This window comes from Undibacterium hunanense (assembly GCF_014284335.1).
Lineage (GTDB): Bacteria > Pseudomonadota > Gammaproteobacteria > Burkholderiales > Burkholderiaceae_D > Undibacterium > Undibacterium hunanense.
The window spans coordinates 404,338-419,980 of the sequence record NZ_JACOGF010000004.1 but is presented as its reverse complement, the minus strand read 5'-3'; the positions used below and the strand labels follow the sequence as shown (position 1 = coordinate 419,980).

Here is a 15,643-nt window from a genome sequence, read left to right as displayed (position 1 = left end):
CAACATCTGTAAAAAACAAAAGCCCGGCAAAACTGCCGGGCTTTTTCTTCATCGCGACGATACCCTCATCATCACCCTCGTTATCACCTAATGCGCACCACCCGCATCCACCGGCACTGCCGATTTCTTCGGCTTGGTCAGCCACACCAGGCCAATCAGGCCGATAAACATATAGGCTGACATCCAGAAGATATCTGTCGCCGCCATGGTACTCGCCTGTACGCTGATGGTGCGGTCTATGATGGCGTAGGCACCCTGTTCCGGTATGCCCTGCTGTATCAGGTTTTGCATGCTTTGCACAAAGGTCGGATAGCTGCTGCCGGTCAGTTCGGTCATCTGGGCGTGGTGCAGGGTGCTGCGGCTATCCCAGATGGTCGTCATGATGGAAGCCCCCATGCCGCCGCACATGATACGTACGAAATTCGACAGGCCGGATGCCGCCGGGATTTTGTCCGGTGGCTGGCCAGACAGAATGATTGACGTCAGCGGAATAAAGAACATGGACATGGCTGCGCCCTGTATCAGCGTGGGTATCAGCAAGGTATAGGTGTCCACTTCCGTGTTGAAGCCTGAGCGCAAAAAGAACACCAGTGCAAACCCGAGGAAGGCGGCAGAGGCAATTTTTCTGGCATCTACCTTGGGTAATATCTTGCCTATGATGGGTGACAGCAAAATCGCAAATATACCCACTGGTGCCATGACCTTGCCGGCCTCGGTCGCGGTATACGACAACTGTGTCTGCAACCACAAAGGCATGATGACCAGGCTGCCGAAGAACAGGCCGTAACCGATGGAAATGGCGATCACACCGGCGCTGAAATTACGCCCCTTGAACAGCGACAGATCTACCACGGGATGATCTTGCCCCAGTTCCCAGATGACGAAATAAATCAGGCCTACAACAGCAACCACGGTCAGCAGGATAATTTCGCCGGAATTAAACCAATCCAGTTCCTTGCCCTTGTCCAGCATCAACTGCAAGGCACCGACCCAGATGACGAGCAGAAACAGACCTACCTTGTCGATAGGCAGATTCTTGATCTGTGATTCACGCTTGCGATAAATGGACCAGGTGGCCCAGGCAGTAAACAAGCCCACCGGGATATTGATATAAAAGATCCATGGCCACGTATAATTGTCCGATATCCAGCCCCCAAGCAAAGGCCCCATAATCGGCGCGACCAGGGTTGTCATGCCCCATAAGGCCAGGGCCATGGAGCTTTTGGAAGGCGGGTAACTACCCAGCAGCAAAGCCTGCGACAAGGGAATCATGGGGCCTGCAACTGCCCCCTGCAAAATACGGGCGGCAATCAGGATTTCGATATTCGGCGCCATGCCGCATAGCCATGATGAAATCACGAATAGCAATATCGATGACAGAAACAGCCTGACCTGGCCAAAATGGGTCGTCAGCCAGCCGGTCAGCGGCACGGAAATCGCATTCGCCACCGCAAACGAGGTAATGACCCAGGTACCCTGTTGCGGCGACACCCCCAGGTTGCCGGAGATCGCCGGTATCGACACATTGGCAATCGACGAATCCAGCACATTCATGAAGACCGCCAGCGACAGGGCCAGTGTGCCCATCGCCAGTTGCGGTCCTTTCAGTGGCGGATGCGGTGCCTGTGGACGTGGTGCCGCGCTCATTACTTGGCCTTGTTGTTGGTGGTAACGTTAGTGACGGCCTTGGTGACGGGCAGATTGGCGGTAATGATTTCTGCAATGCGCTGATCGGCATCTTTGCCATTCTGTTCAAACACGGCAGTCTGATACGCAGGGCTGGTACGTGTCGCCGCCGTTACCGGTGCACCCTGCTGTTGCGAGATATTAACCTTGACCTGCATGGACACACCGATACGCAGGGGATGCGCTTCCAGCTCTTTCGGGTCCAGGGTAATACGTACCGGTACGCGCTGCACGACCTTGATCCAGTTACCACTGGCATTTTGCGCTGGCAACAGGGCAAAGGCAGAACCGGTACCGGCAGACATGCCCAATACCTTGCCATGGTAGGTGACATCATCGCCATACACATCAGAACGCAATTCCACATCCTGGCCTATACGCATATGTGCCAGTTGCACTTCCTTGAAATTAGCATCAACCCACAGCGAATTCAAAGACACGACGGACAATAATGGTGAACCGGCAGCAATGCGCTGGCCGACCTGTACCGCACGCTTGGCAACATAACCAGTGGTCGGTGCAGGCAGGCTGGTACGGCTTAAAGCCAGCAGGGTTTCACGCAAACGTGCGGCTGCGCGCAGCACATTCGGATGCTGGGTGACGGTGGTGTTTTCTGTCAGCGTGCGGTTGGATGTCAACTGCTCATTGGCAGCCTGCAAGGCCGCTTCTGCCGTCTTGACGGCATTGCGTGCATGTTCCAGTTCTTCAGTAGAGACTGCGCCTGTGCTCAGCAATTGCTGACGACGGACCAGATCTGCTTTGGCTTTTTCGACTTCGCTGCTGCGCAGGCTGACATTGGCCTGCAGGCTGCCGTTATTGGCGAACAGTACACGCACTTCACGTACCGTCTGGGCCAGTTGTGCTTCGGCCTGATCAACCGCCACTCTGGCATCGGTCTTGTCAAGTTCTACCAGCGGCTTACCCGCTTGCACCAGTTCAGTGTCGTCGGCATGAATCGCTACCACAGTACCAGTAACCTGCGATGTCACCTGCACCACATTGCCGGCGGCATAGGCATCTTCGGTATGCTCAAAATTGCGGGCAACCAGCCACCACCATGCACCGTAAGCAATAGCAGCAATAAGAATAATGAAGGTGACGATCAGCAGAAGACCGCGGCGCTTGCCATTTTCCGGAGCTGCTTCGACAGGTGGCTGGGCTGTAACAGGTTTATCTTGGTTGTTTGTTGCTGGGGCGTTCATAACGCGGCCTCCGATGTGCTTGCTGCGGTTGTGTTGTTGATGTTTGTATTGCTTTTTGCCTGGCTGGCGGCAGGTGCAAAACTGGTCTTGCTGTCATAGCCGCCACCCAGCGCCTTGATCAGGTTGATCTGGCTTTCGGTATGGCGGATGGCGATGTCCAGCGACAGTTTTTGCTGGGACAATACGGCGCTTTCCGCTGCCAATACCGGCAACATATTGGCAGTGCCGGCTTTCTGTCTTTGCTGCGCCAGTTGCAGGCTGACACGGGCCGCCTGTTCGGCAGCCTTCTGTTCAGTGGCCTGCGCCTGGCTGGCTTGCAGTATCTGCACCTGATCTGCTACTTCATGCAGGGCATCGGTCAGGCTTTGGTTATAGGTAGCAACGGCCACATCATAGGAAGCCACTTTGCCCTTCAGTTGCGCACGCAAACGTCCACCTTCAAAAATCGGCAGGCGTATTGCCGGGCCGACGCCGATAATGCTGCTACCGCTTTGCAAGAGATTGCTCAAACCCAGGCTGGATAAACCGGCAAAGCCGACCAGATTGATATTCGGGTAAAACTGGGTCTTGGCAACATCCACTTCACCCTGACTGGCTTCCACGCGCCAGCGTGCCGCCACGATATCCGGACGACGCCCCAGCAATTCCAGCGGCAAACTGCCAGGCAAAGCCGTATCAGCGGCCTGCCTGAATTGTGGTAGCGGAATAGCACGACCCTGTTCTGGCCCCAGACCTTGCAGGGCAGCGATCTGGTTACGTGTCAGGGCAATGGCTTCCTGCCATTGGGCGATGTCGTTTTTCAGGCCGGACAACTGGATCAGACTTTGCTGGGTTTCCGTTTTGGTTTCCAGACCGGCCTTGACGCGTTGCTGTGTCAGTTGATCGAATTTTTCACGAATCGCCAATTGCTGCTTGCTCAGTTCAAGCTGCGCCGCTTGTCGGGCCAATTGCAACCAGCTACGGGCAATGGCATTGCCCAGCATCAGGCGCACACTCTGGCCTTCGGCTTCAGCTACTTTTTCCTGCGACAGGGCGGCACGCATTTCCGCGCTGTGCTTGCCCCAGAAATCAAACTCATACGATGCATTCAGCGCCAACTGGTTGTTGGTATTGTAAGTACCTGCCAACGGTGGCGGTATCAGGCCCTTTTCAGTAAAGCGCTGATACGTGCTGTCAAAGCTGGCATTCACTGAAGGTAATTCATTGGCACCTACAGATGCAGTTATTGCTTTCGCGGCCTGCAGGCGGGCAGCGGCAACTTGCAGGCTGGGGTTATTTTGCAATGCCTGATCGATCAGCTTTTGTAAATCGGCACCGCCGATGCTGCTGGCCCATTGGCTATCCGGCCAGTTGCCACTACCGCCCTGCCCGGGGAAAGCCCCGCTATCTGCATTCAGGGTTTTAAGTTGTACCTGGCTTTGTATGCCCTGGTAACTGACGCAGGCAGAAAGCAGACTGAACGCGCTGGCAGCAGCCAGTGCACGCATCAGCTTGCTGGCTGTCCGGATGTTAAAGGTAGGTTTGTTCATGATGAAAATATGAATTCCACATTGATGATTATTTAGTTGCCTTGGCAACTATTCATTTTGGCTTCCAGTATGGGGCGATTTGCCAGAAGCTTGCGTAACAGGTACTTCAAAAAACTGATTTCTTCAGCAGCAAAACCGGTAAATCCCACATCCAGCACTTCTGCATAAATCGCCGGCAACCGGGCAGCCAGTGCCTTGCCGGATGGCGTCAGGCCGAGCTTGAACAAGCGCTTGTCGCTCTCGTCTATCACACGCTGGATGTAGCCCTTCACTTCCAGCTTGTCCAGAGTACGTTTCATTGCTGCAGAGTCGATAAACAGGTCACGTGCCAGCTCCGCTGCCGTGCTGCTCTTGCCGGTGGCCAGCATCATGAAAACACTGCCTTGTGCATGTGTGATATCGACACAGCGCAAAGCGTCTTCTATAGAGCGAGACAACATCGTTCGCGACCTGGCCAGCAAATAGCCGACACTGTCTTCGACTTGCGAGCTATCGAACTCGGGAATTTGATTTTCGGTATCCATGATGGCAAAATTCGTTGACTAGGCAATAGTTTATACCAGTTTAAAAAACTTTGCAGGGACCATAAAAAAACCCTTGTCCATTGCTGAACAAGGGTTAAAAAATAAACAAAGATTTAATTAAAGTGTAATTTTGGCAATTAAATTAGATCGGACAGGGGCAACTTCCATCCACCACTGCCTGCCTGATTCAGGCAAATCCAGGCTCACGATTCCCTGTTTCTTGCCGTTTGCGATGGCGGCATCCAGCTTCTGTATCAAGCCATCATCCTTCCCCATCTGAATTCAACAAGCACAAAATTCAACTTGCCCATATCCGGATTCCAATGTGACACTAAGAGTATTACCATTCACTTTTAAGCAATGAAAAAAATACCGACTGTATTGGCACTGGATCTCGAAGGCACGTTGATCTCCAATGCAATGAGCCAGATACCACGACCGGGTCTGCATGATTTCCTGAATCGTTGCGCATTACTATTCCCCAGGATAGTCATGTTCACCACGGTAGAGGAAGATCAGTTCCGGCAAATCGCAAGATTACTGGTTGCTGAAAGCGTGGTACCAGACTGGTTTCTGGATATCGAATACGTCAATTGGCAAGGTGAAACCAAGAATCTGGAATTTGTTCCCGCTGCTTTGGTATCAGATATTGTATTGGTGGATGATTTTGAAAAATATCTACACCCCGGGCAAGAAGCTCAATGGATGCAAATCGATTTTTTTGACTACCCGTATCCGGATGACGATACCGGTTTATCAAGCATGTTGCAGAAGCTTGAAATGCTTGTTGCAAGCTGACATTGACTGACTTGCTTTAGTTATTGTGGCCTCAGCACACGCCATGGCTTACTCGTTTCAGGATTGACCGGCTTGCGGTTTTCTTTACTGGCATAATCGTCTTCAAACACAGCCCATCCGTCGGAACGCTTCACCAGATACCAAAAGGGTAGTTTGCGGCCTTGCACGTGCAGGGGTGTGCCGTACAGGTCCAGTTCGGATAAATCCAGTTCCAGTCGTGCATTGACGGGCTGGCCGTTAATGCTCAGCCTGCCCTTCTGGAAGCACCACTGTTCTTTTTCTGCACTGATAAAACAACCCTGTATCAAACGCGCCAGGTAAAGATCCGCTTCGCGCTGGTCCAGCGTACCAAGACGCTGATAAGGGCCAAGTTCCGGCCCTTTCCCTTTCCCCTTTTCATCCAGCAACCAGACTTTATCGCCTTGCAGGCGCAGACAATACTTGCTTTCATCACCTTCATGCCATGCCAGGTTTTGTTTGATCTGCCCATTTTTGATGGACAAGGCAATATGCTGGCTGTCTGCCGCCTGCATGGCAGCAGTCCAGTCGCCATGCTTATCCAGCAGGCCCAGAAAAAGCGTGCTGCTCCAATAAGCTTCCAGCTTGCGCAAGCCAGCATCGCCAGAGCAAAGCTTGCCAGGCTGCGCCATTGCCGAAGAACAGCACAGGGTGCAGAGTAGCGCAAGCAAAACAGGCAGCTTCACAGACCAATTTACAGACAAATTCACAGACCAGGATTTCATCATTCAGCTATCTTTGTGGGGTCACTTTTGGTCAGTGAATTTTAACAGATGAGAATTTCATCTCCAGACAACGAACCACGCTGGCCATAATCAGCGCAGCGCTATCAGTTTACAACTAAAATTTGTCGCCTTTCTTCAACAGGCTGGCAGTCAGTGAGATGTCAAAGTCGCTCTGGTGTTCTGGTGTCTGCTGCTGGATTTTCGCTGGCTGATCAAGACCAACCAACAGATTAGGCTTGGCTATCACGACACCATCTTTTTTGACTACCAGCATCACCATGACAGCCTCATTGGCATTGCCGGTCGCCGGCGTTTTCAAGCTAAAACTGAAATCCCAATTGCCTTGCTGTTCATCCATCTTGATGGCGAAACTTGCTTCTCTGCCTTGCTTGACGACGATACGTGGGCTGGAAGTTTTTCCACCCGCCGTAATGGACGTAGCAACCATATAGCTGTCAACCTGCGCGGTCTCTTTCGCCTGCCCGGACGCCGCATCTGCGCCAACCTGGTTTGCCGGTGTCACTGCCCAGGCGCTATACGCACTCAAGCCGCCAACCATAGACAACAACAAATAAGCAGATGCACGTTGCAAAAAAGAAGAGCGGGTCTGTTGTAAATGCATGATTCTTTCCTTTAAAGGGTGATGAGATTGCCAGTGACAGGCAATGGCACTGGGGTTGAAATGTAATTGGGTTTTCAGCATGGCTTCGGCATACGTACGCCGGGCGTGCGGATGTTGAACAATCACGCGGGCATCACAGGCCAGCTCCTGGTCAACACGAAAATACCTGGCGGCCAGGTGTATGACTGGGTTAAACCAGAACAGGCACTGCAGCAGAGCAAACAGGGTATTCGCCAACAAGTCGCCACGATACCTGTGAATTTTTTCATGCGTAATGATCAGGGTCTGTTCTTCAACGGTGTAGCGCTGGAAAAAGTCACCCGGCACGACAATCCTGGTACGCAGCAAGCCCACCAGCGCCGGCCCTGCATCCATGCTACGGGCCAGATAAAAATCCTCATGCCTGGTCAGTTCACCCAGGTCATGCAAAAAGCGGCTGTGCTGAAGAGCAAACCAGATTAGCATGATGATGCTGCCACTGATCCACGCCAACAAGACCAGGCCAGACCAGTTGGGTCTGGACGGCAATTCGATCGCATGGACAACACCAGCCCACTGTGCAACAGGCACAGTCAACACCGTGAAACTGTCCTGATAAACGCGATGCGGCAACAGCATCGCCAGCATTGCCAATGGCAACATCAGCCAGGAGGTATAACTGATTTCCGCTCCCGCATAGCGGCGCAAGGGTAGCCTCAGCAGCAATACCAGCAATGCCAGTACCGTGCTGGTCAATCCCAGCGCCATCAATATTTTCAAGCTGTCACTTGCCATCGCCAAGCTCCTCAATCAGCCGTTTCAACTCGGCAATATCTTGCCGGGACAATTTCTTTTGCTGACTGAAATGCGCCACCAGTGGTGCTATTCTGCCGTCAAACATACGGTCAAGAAAACCCTTGCTCTCTGACTGTATCCATTGCTCGCGCTTGAGCAGGGGTGAATATAAAAACCTGCGTCCATCTTTTTCCGCCTGTATTGCCCCCTTCTTCAACAATCGGTTAAGCAAAGTCTTGACAGTAGCCTCTTGCCATTCCTGCTGATCGAGCACTGCGGCAAATACCTCTTCGGCTGACAATGGATGCTTTTTCCAAAGCGCTTCCATGACGACGGATTCTGCCTCACTGATGGCGATGGTTTTCATTGACGCACTCTTCCTTTATTTTGTTGGGATCACATTAGAACAAGCATTTACAGATGTAATCGATAGCCAATGATTACATCTGTAATTAATCATGTCAAGTGAGAATTTATGGTTGACACCCCATCCAGCCGGATGATGGTGGTCAACCTGCCTTCCACCAGCTCTGCCTGGATTACCGCGAGGGACTGTTTCTTTGAAGCCCTTCGGCGACATATCTTTGCCTTTACACAAATATATGCGAGGGTAATTCTGGAAAAAGTACGATATTGGGTTAAAGTTGTGGCTGCAAGAGGCGCAAAACATGGCGCCGTGCCAGAATAGAAAGAGATGCTGCCAGGCGGAGCTGATTCGCCATGTAGGCTGGCATCCGCTAAAGAGACAAACCACCTGGATCAAATTCATCATGCGTATTTTGCTAGCAGAAGACGACAGTGTACTGGCCGACGGGCTGACCCGTTCACTACGGCAATCCGGCTATGCCACCGATTGCGTCAATAATGGTCAGGAAGCGGATTCCGCGCTGTCCACTCAGGATTTCGATTTGCTCATACTCGATCTCGGCCTGCCCAAAATGAGCGGGCTGGAAGTCTTGCGCCGCCTGCGGGCACGCAACTCCCGCCTGCCGGTCCTGATACTGACAGCGGCAGATTCGGTGGAGCAAAGGGTCAAGGGTCTGGATCTCGGCGCCGATGACTACATGGCCAAGCCATTCGCCTTATCAGAACTGGAGGCACGTGTCCGGGCACTGACCAGACGTGGCGCAGGTGGCGGACCAACTGTCATCAAGCATGGCCCCTTGTCCTATGACCAGGTGGGGCGGATTGCCTATATCCATGAACAGATGCTGGATTTGTCCGCCCGTGAACTGGGTCTGCTGGAAGTGTTGCTGCAGCGCACCGGTCGCCTGGTCTCGAAAGAACAACTGGTTGATCACCTTTGCGAATGGGGTGAAGAGGTCAGCAATAATGCGATAGAAGTGTATGTTCATCGTCTGCGCAAAAAAATTGAAATTGATGGCGTACGCATTGCCACCGTGCGCGGACTTGGCTACTGCCTGGAAAAATTCTTTGTTGCTGCACCACCTGCGCCACCGGCACCGTCGGTACAGTCGACTCCCCCGGTACCGTCTGAGCAAAAATGAAGGCAAGACCAGGCAACAGGTTCAGAAACAGGCCGGCTCCAGTGCCGGATGACAGCCTGACCCGGCCGGTGGAAGAAAAAGTCCAGCGTTCCCTGTTCGGAGAAATCCTGGACTGGATGCTGGCTCCCCTGCTACTGCTATGGCCCATGAGTATCGCCATTACTTATCTGGTCGCCAAATCCATCGCCAACCAGCCCTTTGACCGTGCACTGGAAGACAATGTGCTGGTCCTGTCCCAGCAGGTCAAGGAAGTGGATGGCAAGGTATCGACGCAACTCAGCAGCCCTGCGCGCGATATCCTGCGCGCTGATGACCTCGACAATATCTATTTCCAGATCAAAAACAACAAGGGCGAAGTCATAGATGGTGACCGTGAACTGCCGGCTCCCGCCGAAGAAGACAAGCCACAAACCGGTACGGTGCAGTTAAGAAACGAAAACCTGCGCGGCATCGACATCCGGGTAGCGTATAGCTATATAGACTTGAACAAGATCAACCGCAGACAGGCCGATGGTACGCCTCACCTGGCACTGGTACAGGTGGCAGAAACGCTGGAAAAAAGGGCCTTGCTGGCCAATGAAATCATCAAGGGTGTGATACTGCCTCAGTTCATTATCCTGCCGATTGCGCTGGCGCTGGTCTGGTTTGCCCTGAGCCGTGGCCTGTCGCCGCTGGCAGAGCTTCAGCACAGGATACGGGCACGCCGCCCTGATGATTTAAGCCCCATCGATTCGCGCCATGTGCCGGAAGAAATCACTCCCCTGGTCAGCTCCCTCAATGAAATGCTGGAACGTCTGGCGCAAACCATAGATATACAAAAACGTTTCATCGCCGATGCGGCTCATCAGATGAAAACACCTCTGGCAGGTATGCGCATGCAGTCCGAACTGGCCTTGCGCCAGACTGATCAGGGTGAAATACATCGTTCGCTACTGCAACTGGCTACCAGTTCCGAAGCAGCGACGCGTCTCGTCAATCAATTGCTGACGCTGGCGCGGGCAGAAAACCAGACCCCTGCGACCCAGTTGCTGGAACAGCTTGATCTGAACAGCCTTGCACGTAGCGTGGTGCACGACTGGATACAGACTTCATTTTCAAAAAAAATTGATCTAGGCTTTGAACAGCAAGATGCACCGGTCCTGATTTTCGGCAGCCCGCTGATGCTGCGCGAAATGTTGAGCAACCTGATCGACAATGCACTACGCTATACGCCGGAAGAACATAGCGTGACTGTCAGGGTCATCATTGATCATGAGCAGGCACTGGCCATACTGGAGGTGGAAGACAATGGTCCCGGCATTCCTGTCACAGAAAGAGACCATGTGTTTGAACGTTTCTATCGCATTCTTGGTACCAATGTACAAGGTAGCGGCCTGGGCCTGGCGATCGTCCGTGAAATCGCCAGCCAGCATCAGGCCAGCATAGAAATTTCCGACAACTCTCATCCGCAGGATGCTGCCTTCCCCGGCTGCCTGTTCAGGATTGCCTTCAGACTCAATCCGCATGATGAAGTTTCTATTGAGGCAGGATATGAGCATTCCTGAAAAAATTCCTCCCGCCAGCCCAGGCCCTTACTGGCGTCATACCAAACGCCTGACATCCTGTCTGCTGCTGACCTGGGCATCACTGAGCTTCGGTGTCCTGTTTTTTGCGCGCGAATTGAGCACTATCAGTTTTTTTGGCTGGCCATTTTCTTTTTATATGGCAGCGCAGGGCCTGACCCTGAGTTTCGTCATGCTGCTGGCCATTTATTCCCTGGGCATGGCCTGGATAGGCCGCAAACAGACAGGATCCTGATCGCATGTCACAACAACGATTTACACAAAGACTGACGCTGTACTATCTGTGGTACACCTTGCTGTTTTTCATTTTTCTGATCAGTCTGGCGATACTGGAAAAAGAAGGCGTACCACGTGCATGGATAGGCTACCTGTTCATGTTTGCCACGATCGTACTCTACGCCGGTATCGGTGTCGTCAGCCGCACATCAGACATCACCGAATACTATGTCGCCGGACGACGCGTGCCTGCAGTATTCAATGGCATGGCCACCGCCGCAGACTGGATGTCTGCCGCCAGCTTCCTGAGCCTGGCTGGTGGCCTGTATCTGCAGGGCTTTGATGGCCTTGCCTACATCATAGGCTGGACCGGTGGCTTTTGTCTGGTGGCGATGCTGATTGCGCCTTACCTGCGCAAGTTCGGGCAATACACCATTCCTGATTTTCTGGGCGCCCGTTTTGCAGGTACACCGGAAAACAATACGGTCAGGATACTGGCAGTATTTGCCACCGTTTTCATTTCCTTCATCTACGTGGTTGCGCAAATCTATGGTGTGGGACTGATCACCTCGCGCTTCACCGGTGTGGATTTTTCTGTGGGCATATTCCTCGGGCTGGCCAGTATCCTGGTCTGTTCTTTCCTGGGCGGCATGCGGGCAGTGACCTGGACCCAGGTGGCACAATACATCATCATCATTGTCGCCTTCCTGATTCCTGTTGGCTGGCTATCGGTCAAACACACGCATAATCCGGTCGCACCCCTGACCTATGGTTCTGTCTTGCCAGAACTGGTCAACAAGGAAAAACAATTCGCACAAGACCCCAAGGAGCAGGAAGTCAGGGCTATTTACCGCCAGCGTGCTGCCGAATTGCAAAAGAAAATCCAGCAATTGCCACAGTCATGGGAAGAAGGTCGCTTTGAAGTACAAAGCAAGTTGGACGATTTAAAATCCGGCAATGCCTCTTTACTTGAGATCAAGGCTGCGGGACGCATACTGGCGAATTATCCCAAGTCACCGCAAGAAGCAAAAACCCGCTGGACCGACATCCGTAACAATTATCTGAACAAGGCACAACCCGGCTTTTCGCAATACACGCCGTATGCGGCCAAAGACAAGAATGAATCGGATAACAAGCGCAATAATTTCATGGCACTGGTCCTGTGCCTGATGATGGGCACTGCCGCTCTGCCGCATGTACTGGTGCGTTATTACACGCCGCCCTCGGTCAAGGAAAGCCGCGATTCGGTATTCTGGTCGCTGTTTTTTATCATGCTGCTGTACATCAGCATCCCGGCGCTGGCGATATTGGTGAAATACGATATCTATAATTCGCTGGTGGGTAGCGAATTTTCCAAACTGCCTTCCTGGGTGACTTACTGGGCGAGCATAGACAAAATCAACCCGCTGGTCACCATTACGGACATCAACCATGACGGTATCGTCCAGCTAGCGGAAATCGTGCTGGATGGTGACATCGTCGTGCTTGCCACTCCCGAAATTGCCGGTCTGCCGTATGTGGTCTCGGCACTGGTAGCCGCCGGTGGCCTGGCTGCCGCCCTGTCTACCGCAGATGGCTTGCTGTTGACGATTTCCAATTCACTGTCACACGATATCTATTACAAGATTATTGATCCGCAAGCATCGACCCAGAAGCGGGTGACGATTTCAAAATTGCTGCTGCTGGTGGTAGCACTGGTAGCGGCCTATGTCGCATCCCTGAAACCCGCAGATATCCTGTCGCTGGTGGGTGCAGCATTTTCGGTCGCAGCATCGGCCCTGTTTCCTGCACTGGTACTGGGTATTTTCTGGAAACGCACCAATCGTCAGGGGGCAATTGCAGGCATCATCACCGGTTTCGTTGTCTGTGTGTTTTACATGCTCTACAGCCACCCGCTGTTTGGTGGCAGCACCGCCAATCAGTGGCTGAATATTGCACCGATTTCTGCTGGCGTATTCGGCGTACCGGCAGGCTTTATCAGCATGCTGCTGGTCAGTTACCTGACACCCAGGCCGGATCAAAAAACGACGGAACTAGTTGATTTTATCCGGCAGCCATGACTTGGCCTGCTAGCCACCCGGCGTCAGCATCCGATAAAATACCGGTATGAGTACATCACTATCTTGTCGCCCGCTGTGCGCTGCATGCTGCATTGCACCGTCCATCACCAGCCCCATACCCGGCATGCCTGATGGCAAACCCGCTGGCGTACCCTGTGTGCAATTGACACACGATTTGCGCTGCGCGATTTTTGGTCAACCGGAACGACCCGCCTGCTGCTCAGGCTTGCAGGCGGCGGTAGACATGTGCGGCAATGACAGGGAGCAGGCCATACGCTGGATCAGCGCACTGGAACAGGCGACCAGACCCGGCTGACGGACATATCAACAGCCTTCATTTCACCTTTTTTTACAAAACTCCGGAGCGATTCGCGCTTCAATTGTGAAATAAGATGAAAAAGCGCGGCATACGTGAAAATAATCCAGACTTATTGAAATAAATTAGTCGTTTTTTGCGTATAATTTCCACCGGGAAATATATTTCCATACCATCCAAGTGTAGACTGTCTGTGAAGTTTGCGTCTGCATTTTCAACTTGTCTTTCGACATAAATAAGAAAATCTATGATCTCTCAGCTCAAACACCTTTCAGTCGGTAAAAGGTTAGGCTTAGGTTTTGCCCTGATCCTTATACTGTTCTTCATCACCACTGTCATTGCCATTTTCAAGCTCAATGCCGTTGCCGCTGCAACGGATAATTTGCTGAAAGACCCATTGACGACCGAACGGCTGATCAGCGACTGGTACCGCAATATACACACCGGGGTGCGCCGCACCACAGCCATTGCAAAAAGCAGCGATCCTTCACTGGCCAGTTTTTTTGCAGCAGAGCAGGAAGAATCCACCAAGGCATCCGGCCTTTTGCAAAAAGCCATTGCAGAGCACATGCAAAGCCCGGATGAAGTCGCACTTTTCAAGGAAATCGGCGAACAGAGACAGGCTTATCTCAACACGCGCAATAAAGTTGTGACGTTGAAAAAAGAAGATAAGGTAGATGAAGCCAATACTGCCCTGGAAAAAGAATTTCTTCCAGCAGCAGCGTTGTACATCAAGAAAATCGAAGCAATGCTGTCTCTACAGCGCAAACAAATCGACGATACTTCGGCCGAAATCCAGCAAACTTACCAGTCCAGCAAAGTACTGCTGATCGTACTGTCACTGATCGCCGCACTGTTGTCGGCAATCTGCGCCTGGATGATGGCGACATCGATCACCAAACCGCTGGCCAGAGCCACTGCCGTTGCAGAAAAAATGGCGCAGGGTGACCTGAGCGATATTATTGACATTCAACACAATGATGAAATCGGCAAGATGATGACTGCAATCAATGGCATCAATACGGGCTTGAGCGGTGTCATAGGCGAAGTCCGTCATGGTACCGAAACCATCAGTGTGGCGGCCGCCGAAATTGCCACTGGCAATGCCGACCTGTCGTCGCGCACAGAATCACAGGCAAGTTCGCTGGAAGAAACTGCTTCGTCGATGGAAGAACTGACTTCCACCGTCAAACAGAATGCTGACAATGCACGTCAGGCAAATCAATTGGTGATATCGGCATCCGGCGTTGCCGTCAAAGGTGGTGAGGTCGTTGGGCAAGTGGTAACCACCATGGGTTCCATCAAGGAAAGCTCGAACAAAATCGTCGATATTATTTCGGTAATTGATGGCATTGCCTTCCAGACCAATATCCTGGCGTTGAATGCAGCGGTAGAAGCTGCTCGTGCGGGTGAACAGGGTCGTGGTTTTGCGGTAGTGGCGACTGAAGTGCGCAATCTGGCACAGCGTAGCGCCTCTGCCGCCAAAGAAATCAAATACCTGATCGATGATTCTGTCGGCAAGGTCGAACATGGCAGCAAGCTGGTTGATACCGCCGGCAAGACGATGCAGGAAATCGTCACCAGCGTACAGCATGTTGCCGACATCATGAGTGAAATCACCGCTGCCAGTCAGGAACAGAGCGCCGGTATTGAGCAAGTCAATCTGGCTGTCACGCAGATGGATGAAATGACGCAGCAAAATGCGGCACTGGTTGAAGAAGCTGCCGCTGCAGCAGAAAGTATGCGCGATCAATCTGCAAAACTTTCAGACCTGGTTTCACAATTCAATATCATTGCCCAGGCCAAAACCGCTGCAACACCAACACCCCGGCAACCAGCACGCGCAACAGCCGCAGGCCGTACACCTGCTATAAAACGCGCTGCTGCACAACCAGCCAGGTTGCAGGCATCAGCAACAAAGAAAAAGCCTGCATCATCTACGTCAGCATCCAGCGATGACTGGGAGGAATTTTGAAAGCGGTTTTGAAAGCGGTTTTGAAAGCGGTTTTGACAGCAGTTTTGAAAGTGACACGCAGCAAAGACTTTTGCTGAATTAGCAGTCCGGGGTGGATTCAGTGCATTCAATCAGATGTCAGATTGACG

At 52.4% G+C, this 15,643-nt stretch carries 14 protein-coding genes; 7 read left to right on the top strand and 7 right to left on the bottom strand.

Translation table 11 applies throughout. From position 1 onward, the window contains the following. Positions 1–87: 87 nt before the first annotated feature. From H8L32_RS10600 to H8L32_RS10585, 4 genes are read right to left on the bottom strand one after another with little or no spacing between them, the layout of a single operon-like run. The gene (locus tag H8L32_RS10600; RefSeq protein WP_186947149.1) at positions 88–1,647 is read right to left on the bottom strand and encodes a DHA2 family efflux MFS transporter permease subunit; all 1,560 of its coding nucleotides are present in this window, start codon (positions 1,645–1,647) and stop codon (positions 88–90) included. Next, positions 1,647–2,888 carry an HlyD family secretion protein gene (locus H8L32_RS10595; protein ID WP_186947148.1) on the bottom strand — a complete coding sequence of 414 codons (1,242 nt, stop codon included), beginning with the start codon at positions 2,886–2,888 and terminating at the stop codon, positions 1,647–1,649. Before H8L32_RS10595 ends, H8L32_RS10600 begins: the two co-directional genes overlap by 1 nt. Further along, positions 2,885–4,417, bottom strand: a complete 1,533-nt coding sequence (locus H8L32_RS10590) for an efflux transporter outer membrane subunit (RefSeq protein WP_230412146.1) — start codon at positions 4,415–4,417, stop codon at positions 2,885–2,887. The genes H8L32_RS10595 and H8L32_RS10590 overlap by 4 nt, the downstream gene beginning before the upstream one ends. Before the next feature lie 32 nt (positions 4,418–4,449). Further along, complete coding sequence (locus tag H8L32_RS10585; protein ID WP_186947147.1) at positions 4,450–4,941, bottom strand: MarR family winged helix-turn-helix transcriptional regulator; 492 nt, start codon at positions 4,939–4,941, stop codon at positions 4,450–4,452. Between the two features lie 360 nt (positions 4,942–5,301). On the opposite strand from H8L32_RS10585, the gene H8L32_RS10580 reads away from it, so the two are divergent. Further along, entirely contained in the window at positions 5,302–5,739 is a 438-nt protein-coding gene (locus H8L32_RS10580) for an NIF family HAD-type phosphatase (RefSeq protein ID WP_186947146.1), read from the top strand. 20 nt (positions 5,740–5,759) lie between these two features. Here H8L32_RS10580 and H8L32_RS10575 read toward each other — a convergent pair whose 3' ends face one another. The 3 genes from H8L32_RS10575 to H8L32_RS10565 form a co-directional block, all read right to left on the bottom strand. Continuing rightward, entirely contained in the window at positions 5,760–6,389 is a 630-nt protein-coding gene (locus H8L32_RS10575) for a hypothetical protein (RefSeq protein WP_222619315.1), read from the bottom strand. Between the two features lie 208 nt (positions 6,390–6,597). Continuing rightward, a complete protein-coding gene (locus H8L32_RS10570; protein ID WP_186947144.1) occupies positions 6,598–7,878 on the bottom strand; it encodes a M56 family metallopeptidase in 1,281 nt (426 codons plus the stop codon). Further along, positions 7,868–8,245: a BlaI/MecI/CopY family transcriptional regulator gene (locus H8L32_RS10565; protein WP_222619314.1), complete on the bottom strand. Its 378-nt coding sequence runs from the start codon at positions 8,243–8,245 to the stop codon at positions 7,868–7,870. The genes H8L32_RS10570 and H8L32_RS10565 overlap by 11 nt, the downstream gene beginning before the upstream one ends. A 403-nt stretch (positions 8,246–8,648) precedes the next feature. Here H8L32_RS10565 and H8L32_RS10560 point away from each other — a divergent pair, with 403 nt between their 5' ends. The 6 genes from H8L32_RS10560 to H8L32_RS10535 all read left to right on the top strand — a co-directional run bounded on the left by H8L32_RS10560 (position 8,649) and on the right by H8L32_RS10535 (position 15,515). Beyond that, positions 8,649–9,386 (top strand): response regulator, encoded by a 738-nt coding sequence (locus H8L32_RS10560; RefSeq protein ID WP_186947143.1) that lies wholly within the window; start codon positions 8,649–8,651, stop codon positions 9,384–9,386. After that, complete coding sequence (locus H8L32_RS10555; RefSeq protein WP_186947142.1) at positions 9,383–10,930, top strand: sensor histidine kinase; 1,548 nt, start codon at positions 9,383–9,385, stop codon at positions 10,928–10,930. The genes H8L32_RS10560 and H8L32_RS10555 overlap by 4 nt, the downstream gene beginning before the upstream one ends. Then, the gene (locus H8L32_RS10550) at positions 10,917–11,183 is read left to right on the top strand and encodes a DUF4212 domain-containing protein (RefSeq protein ID WP_186947141.1); all 267 of its coding nucleotides are present in this window, start codon (positions 10,917–10,919) and stop codon (positions 11,181–11,183) included. The genes H8L32_RS10555 and H8L32_RS10550 overlap by 14 nt, the downstream gene beginning before the upstream one ends. A 4-nt stretch (positions 11,184–11,187) precedes the next feature. Further along, entirely contained in the window at positions 11,188–13,224 is a 2,037-nt protein-coding gene (locus tag H8L32_RS10545) for a sodium:solute symporter family protein (protein WP_186947140.1), read from the top strand. 46 nt (positions 13,225–13,270) lie between these two features. Further along, complete coding sequence (locus H8L32_RS10540) at positions 13,271–13,540, top strand: YkgJ family cysteine cluster protein (RefSeq protein WP_186947139.1); 270 nt, start codon at positions 13,271–13,273, stop codon at positions 13,538–13,540. A 247-nt stretch (positions 13,541–13,787) separates the two neighbouring features. Next, positions 13,788–15,515 carry a methyl-accepting chemotaxis protein gene (locus H8L32_RS10535; protein ID WP_186947138.1) on the top strand — a complete coding sequence of 576 codons (1,728 nt, stop codon included), beginning with the start codon at positions 13,788–13,790 and terminating at the stop codon, positions 15,513–15,515. Positions 15,516–15,643 lie beyond the last annotated feature (128 nt).

Coding starts and splice junctions, on each gene's coding strand:
- H8L32_RS10545 (WP_186947140.1), top strand. CDS start 11,188: ATGTCACAACAACGATTTACACAAAGACTGACGCTGTACTATCTGTGG.
- H8L32_RS10575 (WP_222619315.1), bottom strand. CDS start 6,389: ATGGCGCAGCCTGGCAAGCTTTGCTCTGGCGATGCTGGCTTGCGCAAG.
- H8L32_RS10560 (WP_186947143.1), top strand. CDS start 8,649: ATGCGTATTTTGCTAGCAGAAGACGACAGTGTACTGGCCGACGGGCTG.
- H8L32_RS10565 (WP_222619314.1), bottom strand. CDS start 8,245: ATGAAAACCATCGCCATCAGTGAGGCAGAATCCGTCGTCATGGAAGCG.
- H8L32_RS10535 (WP_186947138.1), top strand. CDS start 13,788: ATGATCTCTCAGCTCAAACACCTTTCAGTCGGTAAAAGGTTAGGCTTA.
- H8L32_RS10570 (WP_186947144.1), bottom strand. CDS start 7,878: ATGGCAAGTGACAGCTTGAAAATATTGATGGCGCTGGGATTGACCAGC.
- H8L32_RS10540 (WP_186947139.1), top strand. CDS start 13,271: ATGAGTACATCACTATCTTGTCGCCCGCTGTGCGCTGCATGCTGCATT.
- H8L32_RS10580 (WP_186947146.1), top strand. CDS start 5,302: ATGAAAAAAATACCGACTGTATTGGCACTGGATCTCGAAGGCACGTTG.
- H8L32_RS10590 (WP_230412146.1), bottom strand. CDS start 4,417: ATGAACAAACCTACCTTTAACATCCGGACAGCCAGCAAGCTGATGCGT.
- H8L32_RS10595 (WP_186947148.1), bottom strand. CDS start 2,888: ATGAACGCCCCAGCAACAAACAACCAAGATAAACCTGTTACAGCCCAG.
- H8L32_RS10555 (WP_186947142.1), top strand. CDS start 9,383: ATGAAGGCAAGACCAGGCAACAGGTTCAGAAACAGGCCGGCTCCAGTG.
- H8L32_RS10585 (WP_186947147.1), bottom strand. CDS start 4,941: ATGGATACCGAAAATCAAATTCCCGAGTTCGATAGCTCGCAAGTCGAA.
- H8L32_RS10550 (WP_186947141.1), top strand. CDS start 10,917: ATGAGCATTCCTGAAAAAATTCCTCCCGCCAGCCCAGGCCCTTACTGG.
- H8L32_RS10600 (WP_186947149.1), bottom strand. CDS start 1,647: ATGAGCGCGGCACCACGTCCACAGGCACCGCATCCGCCACTGAAAGGA.